Origin of the sequence: Pseudoduganella dura, assembly GCF_009727155.1 — a bacterium.
Lineage (GTDB): Bacteria > Pseudomonadota > Gammaproteobacteria > Burkholderiales > Burkholderiaceae_D > Rugamonas > Rugamonas dura.
The window spans coordinates 462,476-478,423 of record NZ_WNWM01000002.1 but is presented as its reverse complement, the minus strand read 5'-3'; the positions used below and the strand labels follow the sequence as shown (position 1 = coordinate 478,423).

13 protein-coding genes and 1 pseudogene are annotated in these 15,948 nt (G+C 66.6%); 7 read left to right on the top strand and 7 right to left on the bottom strand.

The window, feature by feature from the left end:
- Positions 1-2: 2 nt before the first annotated feature.
- The 5 genes from GJV26_RS02255 to GJV26_RS02235 form a co-directional block, all read right to left on the bottom strand.
- Positions 3-452, bottom strand: coding sequence for a MarR family winged helix-turn-helix transcriptional regulator (locus tag GJV26_RS02255; protein ID WP_155707294.1), 450 nt, complete (start codon positions 450-452; stop codon positions 3-5).
- 346 nt (positions 453-798) lie between these two features.
- On the bottom strand, positions 799-1,104 hold the full coding sequence (locus tag GJV26_RS02250) for an NIPSNAP family protein (RefSeq protein WP_155707292.1): 306 nt from the start codon (positions 1,102-1,104) through the stop codon (positions 799-801).
- A 180-nt stretch (positions 1,105-1,284) separates the two neighbouring features.
- On the bottom strand, positions 1,285-1,470 hold the full coding sequence (locus GJV26_RS02245; protein ID WP_155707289.1) for a hypothetical protein: 186 nt from the start codon (positions 1,468-1,470) through the stop codon (positions 1,285-1,287).
- 56 nt (positions 1,471-1,526) lie between these two features.
- On the bottom strand, positions 1,527-2,681 hold the full coding sequence (gene glf / locus GJV26_RS02240) for a UDP-galactopyranose mutase (protein WP_155707287.1): 1,155 nt from the start codon (positions 2,679-2,681) through the stop codon (positions 1,527-1,529).
- Between the two features lie 204 nt (positions 2,682-2,885).
- On the bottom strand, positions 2,886-3,980 hold the full coding sequence (locus tag GJV26_RS02235) for a calcium:cation antiporter (protein ID WP_155707285.1): 1,095 nt from the start codon (positions 3,978-3,980) through the stop codon (positions 2,886-2,888).
- 208 nt (positions 3,981-4,188) lie between these two features.
- Between GJV26_RS02235 and GJV26_RS02230 the strand changes: the two genes are divergently transcribed.
- Positions 4,189-4,542: a FlxA-like family protein gene (locus tag GJV26_RS02230; protein WP_155707283.1), complete on the top strand. Its 354-nt coding sequence runs from the start codon at positions 4,189-4,191 to the stop codon at positions 4,540-4,542.
- Positions 4,543-4,697: 155 nt separating this feature from the next.
- On the opposite strand, the gene GJV26_RS02225 is transcribed toward GJV26_RS02230, so the two are convergent.
- Both GJV26_RS02225 and GJV26_RS02220 read right to left on the bottom strand, forming a co-directional pair.
- Positions 4,698-8,429, bottom strand: coding sequence for a TonB-dependent receptor (locus GJV26_RS02225; RefSeq protein ID WP_229419144.1), 3,732 nt, complete (start codon positions 8,427-8,429; stop codon positions 4,698-4,700).
- A 141-nt stretch (positions 8,430-8,570) separates the two neighbouring features.
- On the bottom strand, positions 8,571-9,665 hold the full coding sequence (locus GJV26_RS02220) for a pectinesterase family protein (RefSeq protein WP_216643091.1): 1,095 nt from the start codon (positions 9,663-9,665) through the stop codon (positions 8,571-8,573).
- A gap of 279 nt (positions 9,666-9,944) precedes the next feature.
- On the opposite strand from GJV26_RS02220, the pseudogene GJV26_RS02215 reads away from it, so the two are divergent.
- The 6 genes and pseudogenes from GJV26_RS02215 to GJV26_RS02190 form a co-directional block, all read left to right on the top strand.
- A pseudogene (locus tag GJV26_RS02215) lies at positions 9,945-10,235 on the top strand (UxaA family hydrolase); the annotation flags it as partial.
- A 122-nt stretch (positions 10,236-10,357) separates the two neighbouring features.
- Positions 10,358-11,593 carry a UxaA family hydrolase gene (locus GJV26_RS02210; protein WP_155707277.1) on the top strand — a complete coding sequence of 412 codons (1,236 nt, stop codon included), beginning with the start codon at positions 10,358-10,360 and terminating at the stop codon, positions 11,591-11,593.
- Positions 11,594-11,622: 29 nt separating this feature from the next.
- A complete protein-coding gene (locus GJV26_RS02205; RefSeq protein ID WP_371866549.1) occupies positions 11,623-12,627 on the top strand; it encodes an aldo/keto reductase in 1,005 nt (334 codons plus the stop codon).
- Positions 12,628-12,667: 40 nt separating this feature from the next.
- Entirely contained in the window at positions 12,668-13,537 is an 870-nt protein-coding gene (locus tag GJV26_RS02200) for a fumarylacetoacetate hydrolase family protein (protein ID WP_155707275.1), read from the top strand.
- A 102-nt stretch (positions 13,538-13,639) separates the two neighbouring features.
- A complete protein-coding gene (gene fucP / locus GJV26_RS02195; RefSeq protein WP_229419143.1) occupies positions 13,640-14,962 on the top strand; it encodes an L-fucose:H+ symporter permease in 1,323 nt (440 codons plus the stop codon).
- Entirely contained in the window at positions 14,955-15,719 is a 765-nt protein-coding gene (locus tag GJV26_RS02190; protein WP_189442254.1) for an SDR family NAD(P)-dependent oxidoreductase, read from the top strand. The genes fucP and GJV26_RS02190 overlap by 8 nt, the downstream gene beginning before the upstream one ends.
- Positions 15,720-15,948 lie beyond the last annotated feature (229 nt).

Here is a 15,948-nt window from a genome sequence, read left to right as displayed (position 1 = left end):
GCTCAGCCCTTCGCCTGGGAGGCCAGCACGGCATCGAGCCGCGTCAGCACGCGCAGGCAGGCCTCGATGTCGCCCTGCTCGATCTCCGCGAACAGGCCGCGCCGGAACGGCAGCAGCAATTCCTCCAGCCGGGCGGCGCATTCGCGGCCTTCGGCGGTCAGGTGCAGCGTCTTCGCGCGACGGTCGGCCGGATCGTCCTGCCGCAGCACGAGGCCGGCCGCCACCAGCTGGTCGATGATGCGCACCAGCGACGGCGGCTCGACGCCGAGCGCTTCGGCCACGAGGCCGGGCCGCACGCCGTCGCCGAGCCGGGCAATCATCAATACCGGCCAGCCGCTCGCGTGCGACAGCGCGAAGTTGCCGGCCACGCGGTCCGCCGCCGCCTTGTATGCCCGCGCCGCGTGGATCAGCGTGTGGGTCAGGGACATCAGGGTCTTGTCGAAGTCGGTCATGGCGTGCGCTTTTTGTTAGGAGGGAAAAGTTTAGCATCCTAATTAAATTCATGCAATTGCCGCATCCGGCCCAAGCCGGTCGGTCGGCGACGCCCGATGCTGCCAGCAGCGCCGGAGTACTGGTGTCGGACACCGGTTTTCGCCGAAGTGATGGGATGTCGGCGAAGACCGCTACCCGACACCCGTGATTTCAAACGCTATCGGGATTCGCTTGGGTGAACGGCGTTACCGCATCCGGCCCGTACCTGGGTGTAGCGGCTCGCGTTTGAAATGGTCATGTTCGCTTTGCGCCGGCTGCCATCGGCCAGAAGCCTGGCGTCGGACACTCAGGGTGGAAGCAATGTATTTACTGAAGCACCGGCCGCAAAAAACTGCGTTCATAGCTCAGGATAAACTTCTGCTGAGTGGCCTTGCCCACCAGTTCAATACATTCGTGATCCTCCGCGGCCTCCCGGCGATACCGTTCATAATCGGACAGGCTGGCGAAACTGAATAGACAATAGGCGATATTGTTAGCCCCCTCGGCAGGGAGGAAATAGCCATGGTGCTCCCCTCCCATTCGCCTGACAATTCGGACCCAATCGCGTGAATAGCGTTCGAAGGCGTCCATTTGATAGGGGTCGATAATATACTTTACGTGGCAGGTAATCATGTCGTGAGTCCGTTGATGGCGCAGCAGAATTCGATTCTACAGATATCCGAGTCAGTACCGATCGGCGCTGGTCGGTCCTGCCGGCCGACCTTGCCCGGCAGCGTCGGCGATCCGGATGCCGCCTTGAACACCTTCACCACGCACGGCAGCGGATGTGCACGCTGGCGTTGACGCGCAACATCAACGTAATCCGGCGTTCCTATTTACCAGGCTGATCACGACCAGCCATTCGGGCGGCACGTCGCCCACGCGGGCATGCCACGTGCGTCGCTGCTGGCGCCGGAAGATATGGGATGCGCGCAGTTGCAGGCGATCCCGCGGGCGCTGGAGTAAAAGCGGAATCGAGAACAGGGGCAAAAGCGGCATCGGCCACCATCCCGCTGGAATGGTGGCCGATGCCGGTGGATTGGCGATCCGGTTCGTCAGGCCAGCGGATCGATGACGAACGCCGGCATCGGCGCGTTCTCGGTGGCGCAGGCGAGGAACTTGTCGGCCACTTTCAGCGCCTCGTCGATCGTCACGTCCATGTCGAGGTAACGGTAGGTGCCCAGGCGGCCGATGAAGGTCACGTTGGGTTCGTCCTGCGCGAGCTTCACGTATTTTTCCAGCTGTACCTTGTCGCGCGCCAGCCGGATCGGGTAATACGGCGTATCGCCTTCCTCGCACTGCCGGCTGTACTCGAAGTAGCACAGCGTGCCTTCGTGCTGTTCCCACGGCGAGAAGTGCTTGTGCTCGGTAATGCGCGTGTAGGGCTTGGCGCTGTCGCAATAGTTGATCACGGCATTGCCCTGGTAGTCGCCCTGGTCGCGGTGCACTTCGAAATCGAGCGTGCGGTAGGGCAGGCGGCCGTCGCGGTGGCCGAACCAGGCGTCGATCGGGCCGCTGTAGAACACGTGGTCGTAATCGCCTTTCTGTTCCGGCTTGAACGGCGTGCTCAGGTGCACGGTGATGCCCGGCACGTTCAGGATCTTTTCGACGATGGCCGTGTAGCCATCCTTCGGCATGCCCTGGTACTTGTGGCTGAAATAATTGTCATCGTAGTTGAAGCGCACCGGCAGCCGCTTCAGGATGCTGGCCGGCAGTTCGCTCGGTTGCAGGCCCCATTGCTTGACGGTGTAGGTCTTGAAGAACGCCTCGTACAGGTCGCGGCCGACGAAGCGCAGCGCCTGGTCTTCGAACGTGACCGGGTTCTCGATCGTCTTGTCGCCCTGTTCGGCCAGGAACTGCTGCGCCTCGGCCGGGCGGAAGGTCTTGTTGAAGAACTGGTTGATCGTCAGCAGGTTGATCGGCAACGTGAACACGCGGTCGTTCGTGATCGCCTTGACGCGGTTGACGAATGGCATGAACTCGCCGAACTCGTTGACGAATTTCCACACCCGTTCGTTATCGGTGTGGAAGATGTGCGGGCCGTACACGTGCACCATCACGCTGGTTTCGGCATCGCGCTCGGAATAGCAGTTGCCGGCGATGTGCGATCGCGATTCGAACACTTCGACTTGATGGCCCGCCTTGGCGAGCTGGTGCGCTATGACCGCGCCGGAGAAGCCTGCCCCGATAATTGCTACGTTCTTTTTCATCACGTTCACTTGTCTGCGTTGTCTACGAATGGTTGGTCCGGGGGTGTCTGGTGCTTGCGCTTCCCGGCTCCGGATGCCGGTGATGTGAGCAGATTACCATGTAAAAAGAACAAGCGATGCACTGCTGGCGTGGCGAATCCGACAACAAAAAAAGTGCGTGTCCCGTGCCTGCGAGGGCGGCACGGGACACGCACTTTCGGACGTTCAGGGCACGATCGTGATGAACAGGTAGACGGCGAAGATCACCAGGTGCACGGTGCCCTGCATGATCGTGGTGCGGCCGTTGCCGAGCGATATCGTGGCCACGACGACCGACAGCAGCAACAGCACGGTCGACTTGACGTCGATCCCCAGCGACAGCGTCCAGCCGTTGGCCAGCGACACGATCGCCACCGCGGGAATCGTCAGGCCGATGCTGGCCAGCGCGGAACCGAGTGCCAGGTTCAGGCTGGTTTGCAGCCGGTTCGCGCGCGCCGCCTGGTAGGCGGCGATCCCCTCGGGCAGCAGCACGACGGCGGCGATGATGATGCCGACCAGCGCCTTCGGCGCGCCGAGCGCGAGCACCGCCGCCTCGAGCGGCGGCGACAGCGATTTCGCCAGCAGCACCACGCCCGCCAGGCACGCCAGCAACAGGGCGCCACTGCGCCAGGCAACGCTCTTCGGCGGCGGCGGCGCATGCACTTCCTCGTTGTCGACGGCGGCCTCGGGCAGGAAATAATCGCGGTGGCGCACCGTCTGCACCAGCACGAAGGTGCCATACAACACCAGCGATACCACGGCGATGAAGATCAGCTGGCTGCTGCTGTAGACCGGGCCCGGCGTGGTGGTCGTGTAGTTCGGCAGCACCATCGTCAGCACGGCGATGGCTGACAGCGTGGCCAGCGCGGCGGAAACGCCGGTCTGCGTGAACCGCTGTTCGCCGTGCCGGCGCGCGCCGGCCAGCAGGCAGATGCCCACCATGCCGTTCAGGATCAGCATCACGGCCGCGAAAACCGTATCGCGCGCCAGGCCGGTGGTCGATTCGCCGCCGGCGATCATCAGCGATACGATCAGCGCCACTTCGATCGATGTCACCGCCACCGCCAGCACCAGCGTGCCGTACGGTTCGCCGATCCGGTGCGCCACCACCTCGGCGTGGAACACGGCGGCCAGCACGCCGGCGAACAGGCCGGCGGCCAGCAGCGCGATGTACGCGCCGCCGAGCATCTGGTCGGCGCCGGCCAGTTTCCCGGCCAGCAGCAGCCACGCGCAAACGGGCGCGGCAATGGCCCAGGCGGGCAGCGAGTTTGAAATCTTCATGGCATTCTCTCTGTCGTTGACGTGCGATGCGCGCTTTTGCAATGAAAAGCCGGCGCCGCCGCAGTGTACACGCTCGGCCGGGGCGGACCGATCTTTACGTGGCTTTACATCGCCGGCGGTTCAGTTCGCGCAGCACGTGCCGATAATGCATGGACGACAATAGGCAACAGCGCATGCAACAGCGCAGGCGACAGCGAAAGGAACAGACATGGTGGCATCGATCGGCTCGGCTGCAGGTTCAGCCACGACAGTTGTATCGTCCGCCAGTGCGGGCGGCGGGCAACTGGCCACGCTGCAACGGCAGCTGGTGAGCAAGCAGAAGGAACTGGCCGAAGCGCAGAAGGACACCAGCGAAACGGGGCAGAAGGAAGCGGAGCAGATCCAGCAGGCGATCCAGGCCCTGCAGCAGCGGATCGCGCAATTGCAGGCCCAGGCGGCACAGCAGGTGGCCCAGCAGGCGGCCCAGCGGCAGGCGGCGCAGGAACAGGGCACGAACAGCGCGGCGTCGACGCAGCCGGGCGGCACGGCGACGCTGGGCAGCGTCGTCGATACCTACGCATAAGGGGCGACTGCGAGAGGGCAAGACCGGGTTTGCCATTCGGTGTCGAACCGCTGTGGCGGACCGGCCGGCTTGTTGCCCGGATGCTGGCAGACGTTTGCGAAACCGGTGTCGGACACCTGAAGGTATCCGGCACCGGAGAGCGGCATGGTCCTCGTCTACAGCGTGCGGAACGACACGCCGAACATGATGCGCCGGCCGGCATACGCGTAGTCCAGCAGGTTCGGTACGCCGTTGCTGAGCGGCGCATACGGGCCCTGGCTGTTCGACGTGGTCGCGTTGCCGATGTTGCGGCCTTCGAGGAAGAATTCCACGTCCGGGCGCCACCTGTACGCGATCTTGGCGTCCACGAAGCGCGTCGCATCCTTGAAGTTCGGCGAGCCCGGCGAGTAGATGATCGGCGTGGAGGCATTCACGTTCACGCCCTGCGCCGGGTAGTTGATCAGCTCGCGCGGGGTCTGGCCGCACGGCGAGATGCAGGTGAACCAGGCGGCGGCGCCCTGCAGGGCAACGCGTGCCGACAGCTTGCCGTCGTCGTACCACAGCGCGATGTTGTACTGCGATTCCGACTCGCGCGCCGGCGGCAGCGGGGTGCCGGTCAGCAGGTCGACGATCGAGGCCGTCACGTGCTTCGACTTCACCTTCGTGTAGTTGGCGTCGAAGCCGGTGAAGCCCAGCAGCCCCGGCAGGAACGTGAACGCCGTCTTGGTGCTGAACTCGGCGCCGTTGCGGGTGGAAACGGGGCCGTTGACGTAGGTGGAATAGTTGAACGGCAGGTCGGACAGTTTCACGCCGGTCTGCGGGTCCACCAGGTCGGAACCGGCGAACAGCTGGCCGCCGCTGACGCCTTCGGTGATGAACTGGCCCACCTTGCCCTTCTGGTTGAAGTACGCCAGGCTGAACATCGTGTCGCGGTTCGGGTACCACTCGAGCGAGACGTTCTGGTTGACGTTCTTGCGCGCCTGCAGCGCCGGGTTGCCGATCACGCCGTTGCAGCGCTGCGTGCCGTCGGAATCCAGGTCGGCGGCGCGTTCGTCGTAGATGCAGGTGCTGGCCGGCAGCAGCTGCTGGATCGGCGGGCGCGCGACGGTTTTCGCCACGCTGTAGCGCAGCACCAGTTCATCGGGCCGCAGCCACGTGGCCAGGTTCAGGCTCGGCAGCACGTCGGTGGTCTCGGCGTCCACGGCCGTATTCTGCACGATCGACGACTGCACGTAGCCGGCCGAATTGGTCGGATCGTCCGGGTCGTAGGCCGCCGTCTTCGAATACGACTGGAACGTCATCGTGCCGGTGCCGTGCACGCGGCTGCGCACGTAGCGCACGCCCACGTTGCCGTCGAATTCCAGGCCGAAGGGCAGGGCGCGGCTGGTGAACGGCACATGGTCCAGGCCGAAGTCGGTCATCAGGTAGAACGCGTCGATGCGCTCTTCGAGCTTGTTCACGGGCTGGTCGTACACCTTGCCGTCGGTGGCCGTGCAGGTCTGCACGCAATCCCAGTTGCGGTTGGCGAAGTTGGTCAGTTCGACGGCCTTCGCGATGTCGATGCCGGTCCAGTTCTGCGGCAGGATGCCGGGCCGCCCGTTGGCGCCGTTGAAATACGAGGTGCCGGTGGCCGGCTTCGTCAGCGTCCGGGCGATCAGGTTCTGGAAGTCCTGCTGCGTCAGCACCAGCGTGGTGTCGCGGCCGTTGCGCGGGTCCGGGGAAGGCGAGAAGCCGTACCTGCAGGCGTCGCCGCCGGCGGCCAGCGAGCCGGGCGTGTTCTGGCAGCCTTCGAAGCGGTTGTCCACGCGCGCCTGCGGCAGGTAGACGCCCGGCACGTAGCCGGCCTGGCCGTAGGTACCGATGGGCGCCTTGACCATCTTGTCGCCGGCGCCGCCTTCCCAGGAGTTGCTGAAGTTGTCGCGCAGGTTGAACCCGGCCTTGATGCGCTTGAAGAACGGAATGCTTTCCGGCGTCATGTACGTCACGTCGAGCTTGGCGGTACGCTCGCCCGTTTCGCGGATCTGCGGCAGCCACAGGATGCCGGCCGCCGTGGTGCGCAGCGGCTGCTGCGCCGCCGTGTAGTTCGGCCGGAACACGGTGTTGGTGTTGCCCAGCGCGGCCCCGCCGACGGTGCGCGGAAACAGCGCCGCATAGCCGGCGGGATCGGCCTGGTTGACGCCGGCCGGGAACTGGAAGCCCCACAGACCGCTCGGATCGAGCTCGAACGTGGTGGGCCCCGTGTTCAGCGTGTAGCTCATGCGCTGCTGCACGCGGCGGAAATCCGACTGGGCATCGGCGAAGAAGAATTCGGCGGTCAGGCCGTTGTTCCGGTAGGTGCCGCCCGTCTGCAGGTAGCGGCTGACGGTGCGGGCGAATTCCAGCGTCTGGTCCGGGATGGCCTGGCCGTCGGAGACCGTGAAGCGCGTCAGGTGGTGGCTCGCGTCCACCAGCACCGAGGCCGGGTCCACGTTGGTGACGGCGCCCATGAACGGATAGTTGTTCGAGCGCGTGGAATACGTGTACGGCGCGTTGTACGTGTAGAAGCCGGAACCGGGCGCCGCGGTGCGCACGCCGTTGACGGTATCGTCCGATACCACCGTGCCGGTGTAGCCGGGCGTGATCAGCGGATTGGGCAGCTGGTTCGGATTCTTCACCAGGCCGAGCTGGTAGGTCATCTGCTCGATGCGCGTTTCGCGGCGGTTGAAGCTGCCCTTGGCGTACACGGTCAGCCGGTCGGTCACCTTGAAATCGGCGCGCAGGTCCAGGTTGTCCTTGCGGTCGTGCTCCTTCTTCATGAAGTAGCGCACGTTCGACGGCGTGTAGTCGTTCCACTGGTTCAGGCAGGTCAACAGCTCGTTGCCGCGCTGCGTCAGCGCCGCGGCGCGGCTGCCCTGCGGGATCTGCGCCAGTTGCGCGGCGCTGAAGTTCGGGAACAGGGCGGCGCATTCGGCCTTGGTCTTCGCGCCGGCCGACTTGGTGATCAGCGACAGCGGCGATTCGGAGTTCAGGAAGTTGTTGCCGCCCAGCGGCGTGCGCACGATCGGCGTGGTGGCCGTCAGGTCGTTGCCGTTGACGGTACTGGGCAGGAACGTGTAGGTCTTTTCCGGCGACCCGTCGAAGTCCAGCAGGCGGTAGTAGCCCTGCTGCGCCGTCTGCGACACCTGCATCGAGTGCGCCTCGTTGTTCAGGGTGCTGTGCGAGGCGTTGACCATCAGGCCGAGGCGCCCGTCCAGGTATTTGTTCGCCAGGATCAGGTTGGCGTCCGGCTTCCACTTCTTGTCCAGCGAGTTCTGGCTGCCGCCCAGGCGCAGCGAGGCGAACGGCTTCTTGAAGTCCAGGCCCGTGCGCGTCTTGATGACGATGCCGCCGCCCAGTGCGCCCTCGGTCATGTCGGCCGTCGACCCTTTCACCACGTCGACACTCTTGATCAGGTCGGCCGAAAGCTGGCGGAACTCGGTGCCGCGGCTGTTTGCGCCGCCCGTGGCGCCGGCGTCGGTGCCACCGGCGGACTGCACGCTCTGGCCATCGAGCTCCACGCGGGTCAGGTCGGCGCCGTTGCCGCGCACGGAGACCGTCACGCCTTCGCCATAGTCGCCCCGATCCAGCACGATGCCGGCCATGCGCGAGATCGCTTCGCCCACGTTCCGGTCGGGCAGCGAGCCCACGTCTTCGGCCACGATCGAATCCATCGCGGTGGCCGCGTTCTTCTTGCGCTCGATGCCGGACTGCTGCGAGGCGCGCGTGGCGACCACCTGCACTTTCTGGATCGGCGCGCCGTCGGCCGTGGTGCCCGCATCCGGTGCGGCCTGCTGGGCATGCGCGGCGTTGCTGGTGGCGATCGAAACGAGAGCGATCGACACCGCTTGCGTTAAACGTTTAACCCTGAGCTTGCGGCTGCTGTAATCCATGGTCTCCTCCATTGCGCTTGTGATGGTTTTATATGGGCGAGCCGGTGCCGGCCGCTTCCTGGCTTGTCATGAAACGAAATCGGGTTTGTGGCCGGCTTGCCTGGTGCGAGGCGGGTAGCCGGCTCGACGCGGCGGGCGGCCTTACATGGCGGGACGCCAGCCGTCGGCGCCGCCGAGGATCTTCTCGACGGTCAGCCCGCGCCCTTCGGCATCGCCCAGTTGCCGCGACCACGCAACCCGCTTGCCGGGAGCGGCGCCTTCGCCGCGGCTGTTGTATTCCGCGTAGCGGGCGGTTTTCTCGTTGTCCTGCTTGCGCCAGTTGTCCCAGCCTTCCGGCCGGATGTGCGCGCCCATCTCGGTATTGACGAAGGTCACGCTGCCGTAGGGCCGCCACGGGCGGCCCAGGAAGGCGAGGGCGCCGGGAGGCCTGGCTTCGATCTTCCCGGCCGGGTCGATCCACGGCGCGGGATCGCCCGTCAGTCTGCTGTCGATGAAGACGAAGCCGTATGGCCGCTCGGGCGGCGTGCTGGCCGCGGTCACGTAGCCGCCGTTCTTGCTCCGGATTTCGCAGCGGTCGAACACCGCCGTGGCGCTGCCGTAGATGAAGTCGACGCGGCCTTCGATGTAGCTATCGCGGAAGTAGTGCCGGCCGTTGTTGAGCATCACGGTATCCTGCCAGCCCAGCAGGCGGCTGTTGGTGACGACGGCGCGGTCGCCGTCGATGCGCAGCGCCAGCGCCTGGCCGTGGTCGCCCGAGGTATTCCGGAAGGTCAGCCTGTCGGCGCGGAAATCGTCGGCGAGCACGACCAGCGCCGTGCCCTTGTACCGCGGGTCGGTGCCGGCCGGCTGTTCCTCGTTGGTGTTGATGTGCCAGGTGAGGATCGTGGTGTCCGCGGCCTCGCCCTGCAGGGTCACTTTGTTCTTTTCCTTGCGCAGGATCTTCTGGCCGTCGTAGATGCCGGGCTTGACGAGGATGACGGTGCGGTCGGCGCTGTTGTCGGGCACGGCCGCGAAGGCTTCCTGGACGGTGCGGTGGTCGCCGGTGCCGTCGGGCGCCACCACGATGGTGCGGTCCTTCGCGGCGGCGCCGCCGCTGCCGAGCAGCAGGAAAGCGCCGAGCAGGGCGGGCGCGAGGGTGCCGGCAAGGGTGCCGGTGGCCATGCGGGCCCGGACGCGGGCAGGGGAATGGGCGCAAGTGCAGGTGCCAGTATGGGCGCCATCGGGCAGGGTATCCATGTCTCCTCCGTGGGGGATGCCGTTGTCTTTGTTTTTATTTATTCTAGAAACATGTGCCCGGTAAGTAAAACGTTTTTTGTTTGCGCTCACAACACTGTGGCGAAAATGTTTGCGCAATCAATCACGTCGATGATTGCCGTAACCATCGGTGCACAAACTGGTTGACGGTACAGAATATATTTAATACATTGTGTTGGACTCAACCTCGCGACGGCGCGCGCCAGACCGTGTTTCTCGAGGCAACGACGTGGATTCGAACCGCGATGCAAAGGAACCGTGATGCCCGAGCAACCGGCGCACCCAGCGCCCCAGTTTCTGTTGATGTCTCCCGAGGACAACTGCCTGATCGCCCGCACGCCGCTCGCCGCCGGCGACGTGGCGGACATCGACGGTGCCGGCGTGGCACTGCCCGAGGCCGTGCCGCTGGGCTACAAGGTGGCCCGCGTGGCGCTGGCGCCCGGCGACAAGGTGCTGCGCTACGGCGCGCTGATCGGCACCGTCACGGCGCCGGTGGCGCGGGGCGCGATCCTGCACACGCATAACCTGGTCAGCGACTACCTCCCCACGCATTACAGCCCCCCGCATGGCAGCCCGACCGATGCCGGCCCGGCGCATTCCACTTCGGGAAATGCCGGTTCCATTCCCGCGCAGGCCGGCGACGGCCTGTCCATCACCGGAAGCACGCACCGACCATGACCGCTCACTCCTCTGCTCCTTCCTCCCCGCCGGCGCTGGCCGGCTACCTGCGCGCCGACGGCCGCAAGGGCATCCGCAATGTCGTGGTCGTGGTCTACACGGTCGAATGCGCGCACCACGTGGCGCGGCTGGTGGTGAACGCGTTCCACGGCCAGCCCGTGCACCTGATCGGCTTTCCCGGCTGCTATCCGAACGACTACGCCGACCGCATGATGAAGCAGCTCGTCACGCATCCCAACGTGGGCGCGGCGCTGATCGTGGCGCTGGGCTGCGAAAGCTTCAACCGCCGCGGCCTGGAAGAGACCGTGGCGGCCGGCGGCCGGCCGGTGCACACGATCACGATCCAGGAAAACCGCGGCACCCGCACCAGCGTGGCGGACGGCGTGGAATGGGTGCGCTGGGCGCTCGACGCCCTGGCGGCGCAGCCGCGCGTGCCGATGCGGCTCGATGAGCTCGTCGTCGCCACCATCTGCGGCGGTTCGGACAGCACCAGCGGCATCACCGCCAATCCCGCGGTCGGCGTGGCATTCGACCAACTGGTGGAGGCGGGCGCCACCTGCATCTTCGAGGAGACGGGCGAACTGGTGGGCTGCGAATTCCACATGAAGCGGCGTGCCGCCACGCCGGAACTGGGCGATGCAATCGTGCGCTGCGTGGACAAGGCCGCGCGCTACTACACGGTGCTGGGCCACGGCAGCTTCGCACCGGGCAATGCCGATGGCGGGCTGACCACGCAGGAGGAAAAATCGCTGGGCGCCTATGCGAAAAGCGGCGCCTCGCCGATCTCGGGCATCCTAAAGCCGGGCGACGTGCCCGGGGCCGGCGGCCTGTACCTGCTGGACGTGGTGCCGGACGGCGAAGTGCGCTTCGGCTTCCCGAACATCTCCGACAACGCGGAAATCGTCGAGCTGCTGTCGTGCGGCGCCCATGTCACGCTGTTCACCACCGGGCGCGGCTCGGTGGTCGGTTCGGCCATCGCGCCGGTCATCAAGGTCTGCGCGAATCCGGCCACGTACGAACGGCTGGCGGAAGACATGGACGTGAACGCCGGCCGCATCCTGACCGGCCAGGCGTCGCTGCAACAGGTGGGCACAGAGATCGTGGAACTGGTGGCGCGCGTGGCGAACGGCGAGCCGACATGCTCGGAAGCGCTGGGCCACCAGGAATTCATCCTCACGTACAAGCAGTTCGAGCCGTCCGGGCCGGGATGCTTCCCGTTGCGGGCCGCCTGATGAACACGGTCCGCACCGGCGCGCACCGGATCAACGAGCACAGCATGCGCGGCCTCGGCCGCATGCCGCTGACCTGCATGGGGCTGGGCTGCGCCCAGCTCGGCGGCCTGTACGAGCCGATGGACGACGCCGATGCGCACGCCATCGTCGACGCGGCCTGGGGCCTCGGCATCCGCTATTTCGACACCGCGCCCTATTACGGCTTCACGCTGTCCGAACACCGGCTCGGCGCCGCGCTGCGCCACCGGCCGCGCGCCGATTACGTGATCAGCACCAAGGTCGGGCGGCTGATGCGGCCCGATCCGTCCGTCAGGCCGGGCGAGGGCGGCTGGGGCGCGCCGCTGCCGTTCCGCCCCGAGTTCGACTACACGTACGCCGGCATCCTGCGTTCGCACGAGGACAGCCTGCAGCGCCTGGGCCTGGACCGCGTCGATATCCTGTACGTGCACGACATCGGCCGCGTCACGCATGGCAGCCGGCACGAACACTACTGGCAACAGCTCACGCACGGGGGCGGTTTTCGCGCGCTGGCGCAACTGCGCGACGAAGGCAGCGTGCGCGCCTTCGGCCTCGGCGTCAACGAATGGGAAGTGGTGGCCGACGCGATGGAAGAATGCGACCTGGACTGCGCGCTGCTGGCCGGCCGCTACACGCTGCTCGAACAGGCATCGCTCGAACCGCTGCTGGACCGCTGCGCCGGGCGCGGCATCGGCATCGTGATCGGCGGGCCGTTCAACTCGGGCATCCTGGCCGGCACCCGCAAGTTCAATTACGAGGATGCGCCGGCGGATGTCGTCGCCCGTGTCGCCGCGATCACCGCGGCATGCCGGGCGGCCGGCGTGCCGGTGCAGGCGGCCGCGTTGCAATTCCCGATGGCCCACCCGGCCGTGGTTTCGTGCATCCCCGGCGCGCAGAGCCCGGCGCAGTTGCGCCAGAACGCGGCCTGGTTCGCGCAGCCGATACCGCCGGGCCTTTGGCACGCGCTGGCACGCGACGGGTTGATCGATCCGCGCGCGCCCGTGCCGGTGGGATAGTCAACGGTTTTTGTTGTCAACGTCAATGTAAGGAAACCCCATGAAATTGCTGCGCTACGGCCCGAAGGGCGACGAGAAACCCGGCCTGCTGGACCCCGAAGGGCGCGTGCGCGACCTGTCCGGCTACATTCCCGACGTGGAATCGGCTTACCTGGGCAAGGAATCGCTCGCGCGTTTGAAATCGCTGGACTGGCGCGCCTTGCCCGCCCCGGCCGCCGCGCCCGTGCGCCTGGCGCCGGTCGTGGCCGATACGGGCAAGTTCATCTGCGTGGGCCTGAATTACTCCGACCATGCGGCCGAATCGGGCATGGCGGTGCCCGTCGAGCCGGTGCTGTTCATGAAGGCCACCAGCGCGATCGCCGGCGCCAACGATGCGGTGGTGCTGCCGCGCGATTCCGTCAAGAGCGACTGGGAAGTGGAGCTCGGCGTGGTGATCGGTACGCGCGCCCGCTACGTGGAGGAAGCCGACGCGCTCGACTACGTGGCCGGCTATTGCGTGGTCAACGATGTGTCCGAGCGCGAGTACCAGCTGGAGCGGGGCGGCCAGTGGGACAAGGGCAAGGGCTGCGACACGTTCGGCCCCGTCGGTCCGTGGCTGGTCACGGCCGACGAAGTGCCCGATCCGCAGGACCTCGACCTGTGGCTGGAAGTGAACGGCAGGCGCTACCAGCAGGGCAGCACGCGCACGATGGTGTTCACGGTGGCGCAGCTGGTCAGCTACATCAGCCGCTTCATGACGCTGCACCCGGGCGACATCATCAGCACCGGTACGCCGCCCGGCGTGGGCCTGGGCCAGAAGCCCGATCCCGTGTACCTGCGCGCCGGCGACGTGATGCGGCTCGGCATCACCGGGCTGGGCGAGCAGCGGCAGACCGTGCATGCGTGGAACGCGGAGCTGCTCGACGCATAGCGCCGCGCCGCCGCGCATGCACGGCGCGGCGAAGGTTGCAGGGAATCGTCTGGAACGAACAGGGCCGCGCAATGTACGCGGCCCCCACTGGAGACGTTGGACATGACCGAACTTTCCCCCCGGCGTTCGTACAAGTTCGCCTTTGTGATGATCACCACGCTGTTTTTCCTGTGGGGCTTCGTTCACAACCTCGATCCGATCCTGATTCCGCACCTGCGGCGCTCGTTCAGCCTGACGGTGCTGCAGGCCGCGCTGGTCGATTCGGCCGTCTACGTCGCCTACTTCGTGATGGCGCTGCCGGCCGGCATGCTGATCCGCCGCGCCGGCTACCGCCCCGCGATCATCGCCGGCCTGCTGCTGTTCGGCAGTGGCTCGCTGCTGTTCATCCCGGCAGCCGATACCCACCGCTATGCGGTGTTCCTGGCCGCGCTGTTCATCATCGCGTGCGGCCTGACGCTGCTGGAAACGGCGGCCAATCCGTATGCCGCGCTGCTGGGCCGGCCCGAACGCGCCACGCAGCGCCTGAACCTGGCGCAGTCGTTCAACGGCCTGGCCGCCGCGGTGGCGCCGATCGTCGGCGCGCGGCTGATCCTGGTGCAGGGGGCAAGCGACCAGCAGCTGCAGGCGATGAGCGCCGGCGCGCGAACGGCGGCGCTGGCGGCCGAAGCGGCCAGCGTGAAAGGGCCGTACCTGGTGCTGGGCCTGGTGATCTTCGCCATCGCCATCGTGTTCTGGTTCATCCGCCTGCCGGAACCGGATCGCCCCCACAGGCCCGACGCGTGCGATGGGCGGCACGAAGCGGCCGCCGGCGCCATCGCGCGGGCGTGGCGGCGCGGGCCGGTCCGGCGCGCGGTCATCGCGCAGTTCTTCTACGTGGGCGCGCAGGTCTGCGTGTTCAGCTTCTTCATCCTGTTCGCCGCCGACTCGGCGGGCCTGTCGCACGTCGCTGCCGCCGATTACCTGGGCTGGGGCTGCGGCGTGGCCTTCGTCGTCGGGCGTTTCGCCGGCACCTGCGCGATGAGGTACGTGGCGCCGGCCAGGCTGCTGCTGGTGCATGCGCTGCTATGCACGCTGCTGGCGGCGGTGACGATGTTCGCCGGCGGCATCGCCTGCGTGGCGGCCGTGATCGGCATCGTATTCTTCATGTCGATCATGTTTCCGACCATTTTTGCCCTCGGCATCAGGGATGCCGGCGCCGACACGGAAATGGGCAGCAGTCTGATCATCATGGCGATCGTCGGCGGCGCGCTGCTGCCGCTGGCGTTCGGCTTCGTCAGCGATGTCACGCACAGCATCCAGCTGGGCTACGTGGTGCCGCTGGTGTGTTTCCTCGTCGTTGCCTGGTTCGCCCGCACGGTGCTCGCGGCGGAGCGCCGGGCGGCGCCGGTTCCTCCCCTCACCAATGGAGCATTGAAACGTGTTTAATCTGAACGACAGGAAGGCCGTCGTCACCGGCGCCGGCAGCGGCATCGGCCGGTCCATCGCGAAGCTGCTCGCCGCCCGGGGCGCCGCCGTCCACGTGCTCGATATCGGCGAGGACGCCGCCCGCGAGGTGGCGCAGGAAATCCGCCGCGAAGGCGGCACGGCCACGGCGCACGCCTGCAACGTGGCGGTGCAGGCCGACGTGCTGGCCGCGTTCGACGCCATCGGCCCGCTCGGCATCCTCGTCAACAACGCCGGCATCGCCCACATCGGCAAGGCCGACAACACCGCGGAAGGCGACTTCGACCGCGTGATGGCCGTCAACGTGAAAGGCGTCTACAACTGCCTGCATGCCGCAATCCCGCAACTGCGCACCAACGGCGGCGGCGTGATCGTCAACATGGCGTCGGTGGCCGCCTGGGTCGGCGTGGCCGAGCGCTTCGCCTATTCCACGGCCAAGGGCGCGGTGATGGCGATGACGCTGTCGGTGGCCAAGGACTACCTGCGGGACGGCATCCGCTGCAATTCGATTTCCCCGGGGCGCGTGCACACGCCGTTCGTCGACGGCTTCCTGGCGAAGAATTACCCGGGCCGGGAAGGGGAGATGTTCGAGAAGCTGTCGAAGACGCAGCCGATCGGGCGGATGGCGCAGCCGGACGAGGTGGCGGCGCTCGCGCTGTACCTGTGCAGCGACGAGGCGTCGTTCATCACCGGCAGCGATTATCCGATCGATGGCGGGTTCATTACGCTGAACGGCTGAACCGGCTGGATTGACGGAATCCAGCTTCAGGCGCGCCTGCCCGGACGAGCGGCCAGCCATGGCGCACCGCGAAACGATGCGCGGCTTCCGGATCGGCCGCGCCGAAGTGACGAACGTATTCGCCAGCTATTGCGTGCGCCTCCGCGCGCGAGTCACAGGAAGCGGACCCGGGCGCCAGCCGCGTTGGCGTCCTGACGGTATTGCGAGCGCCGTAACCTTTGCGTCAGAT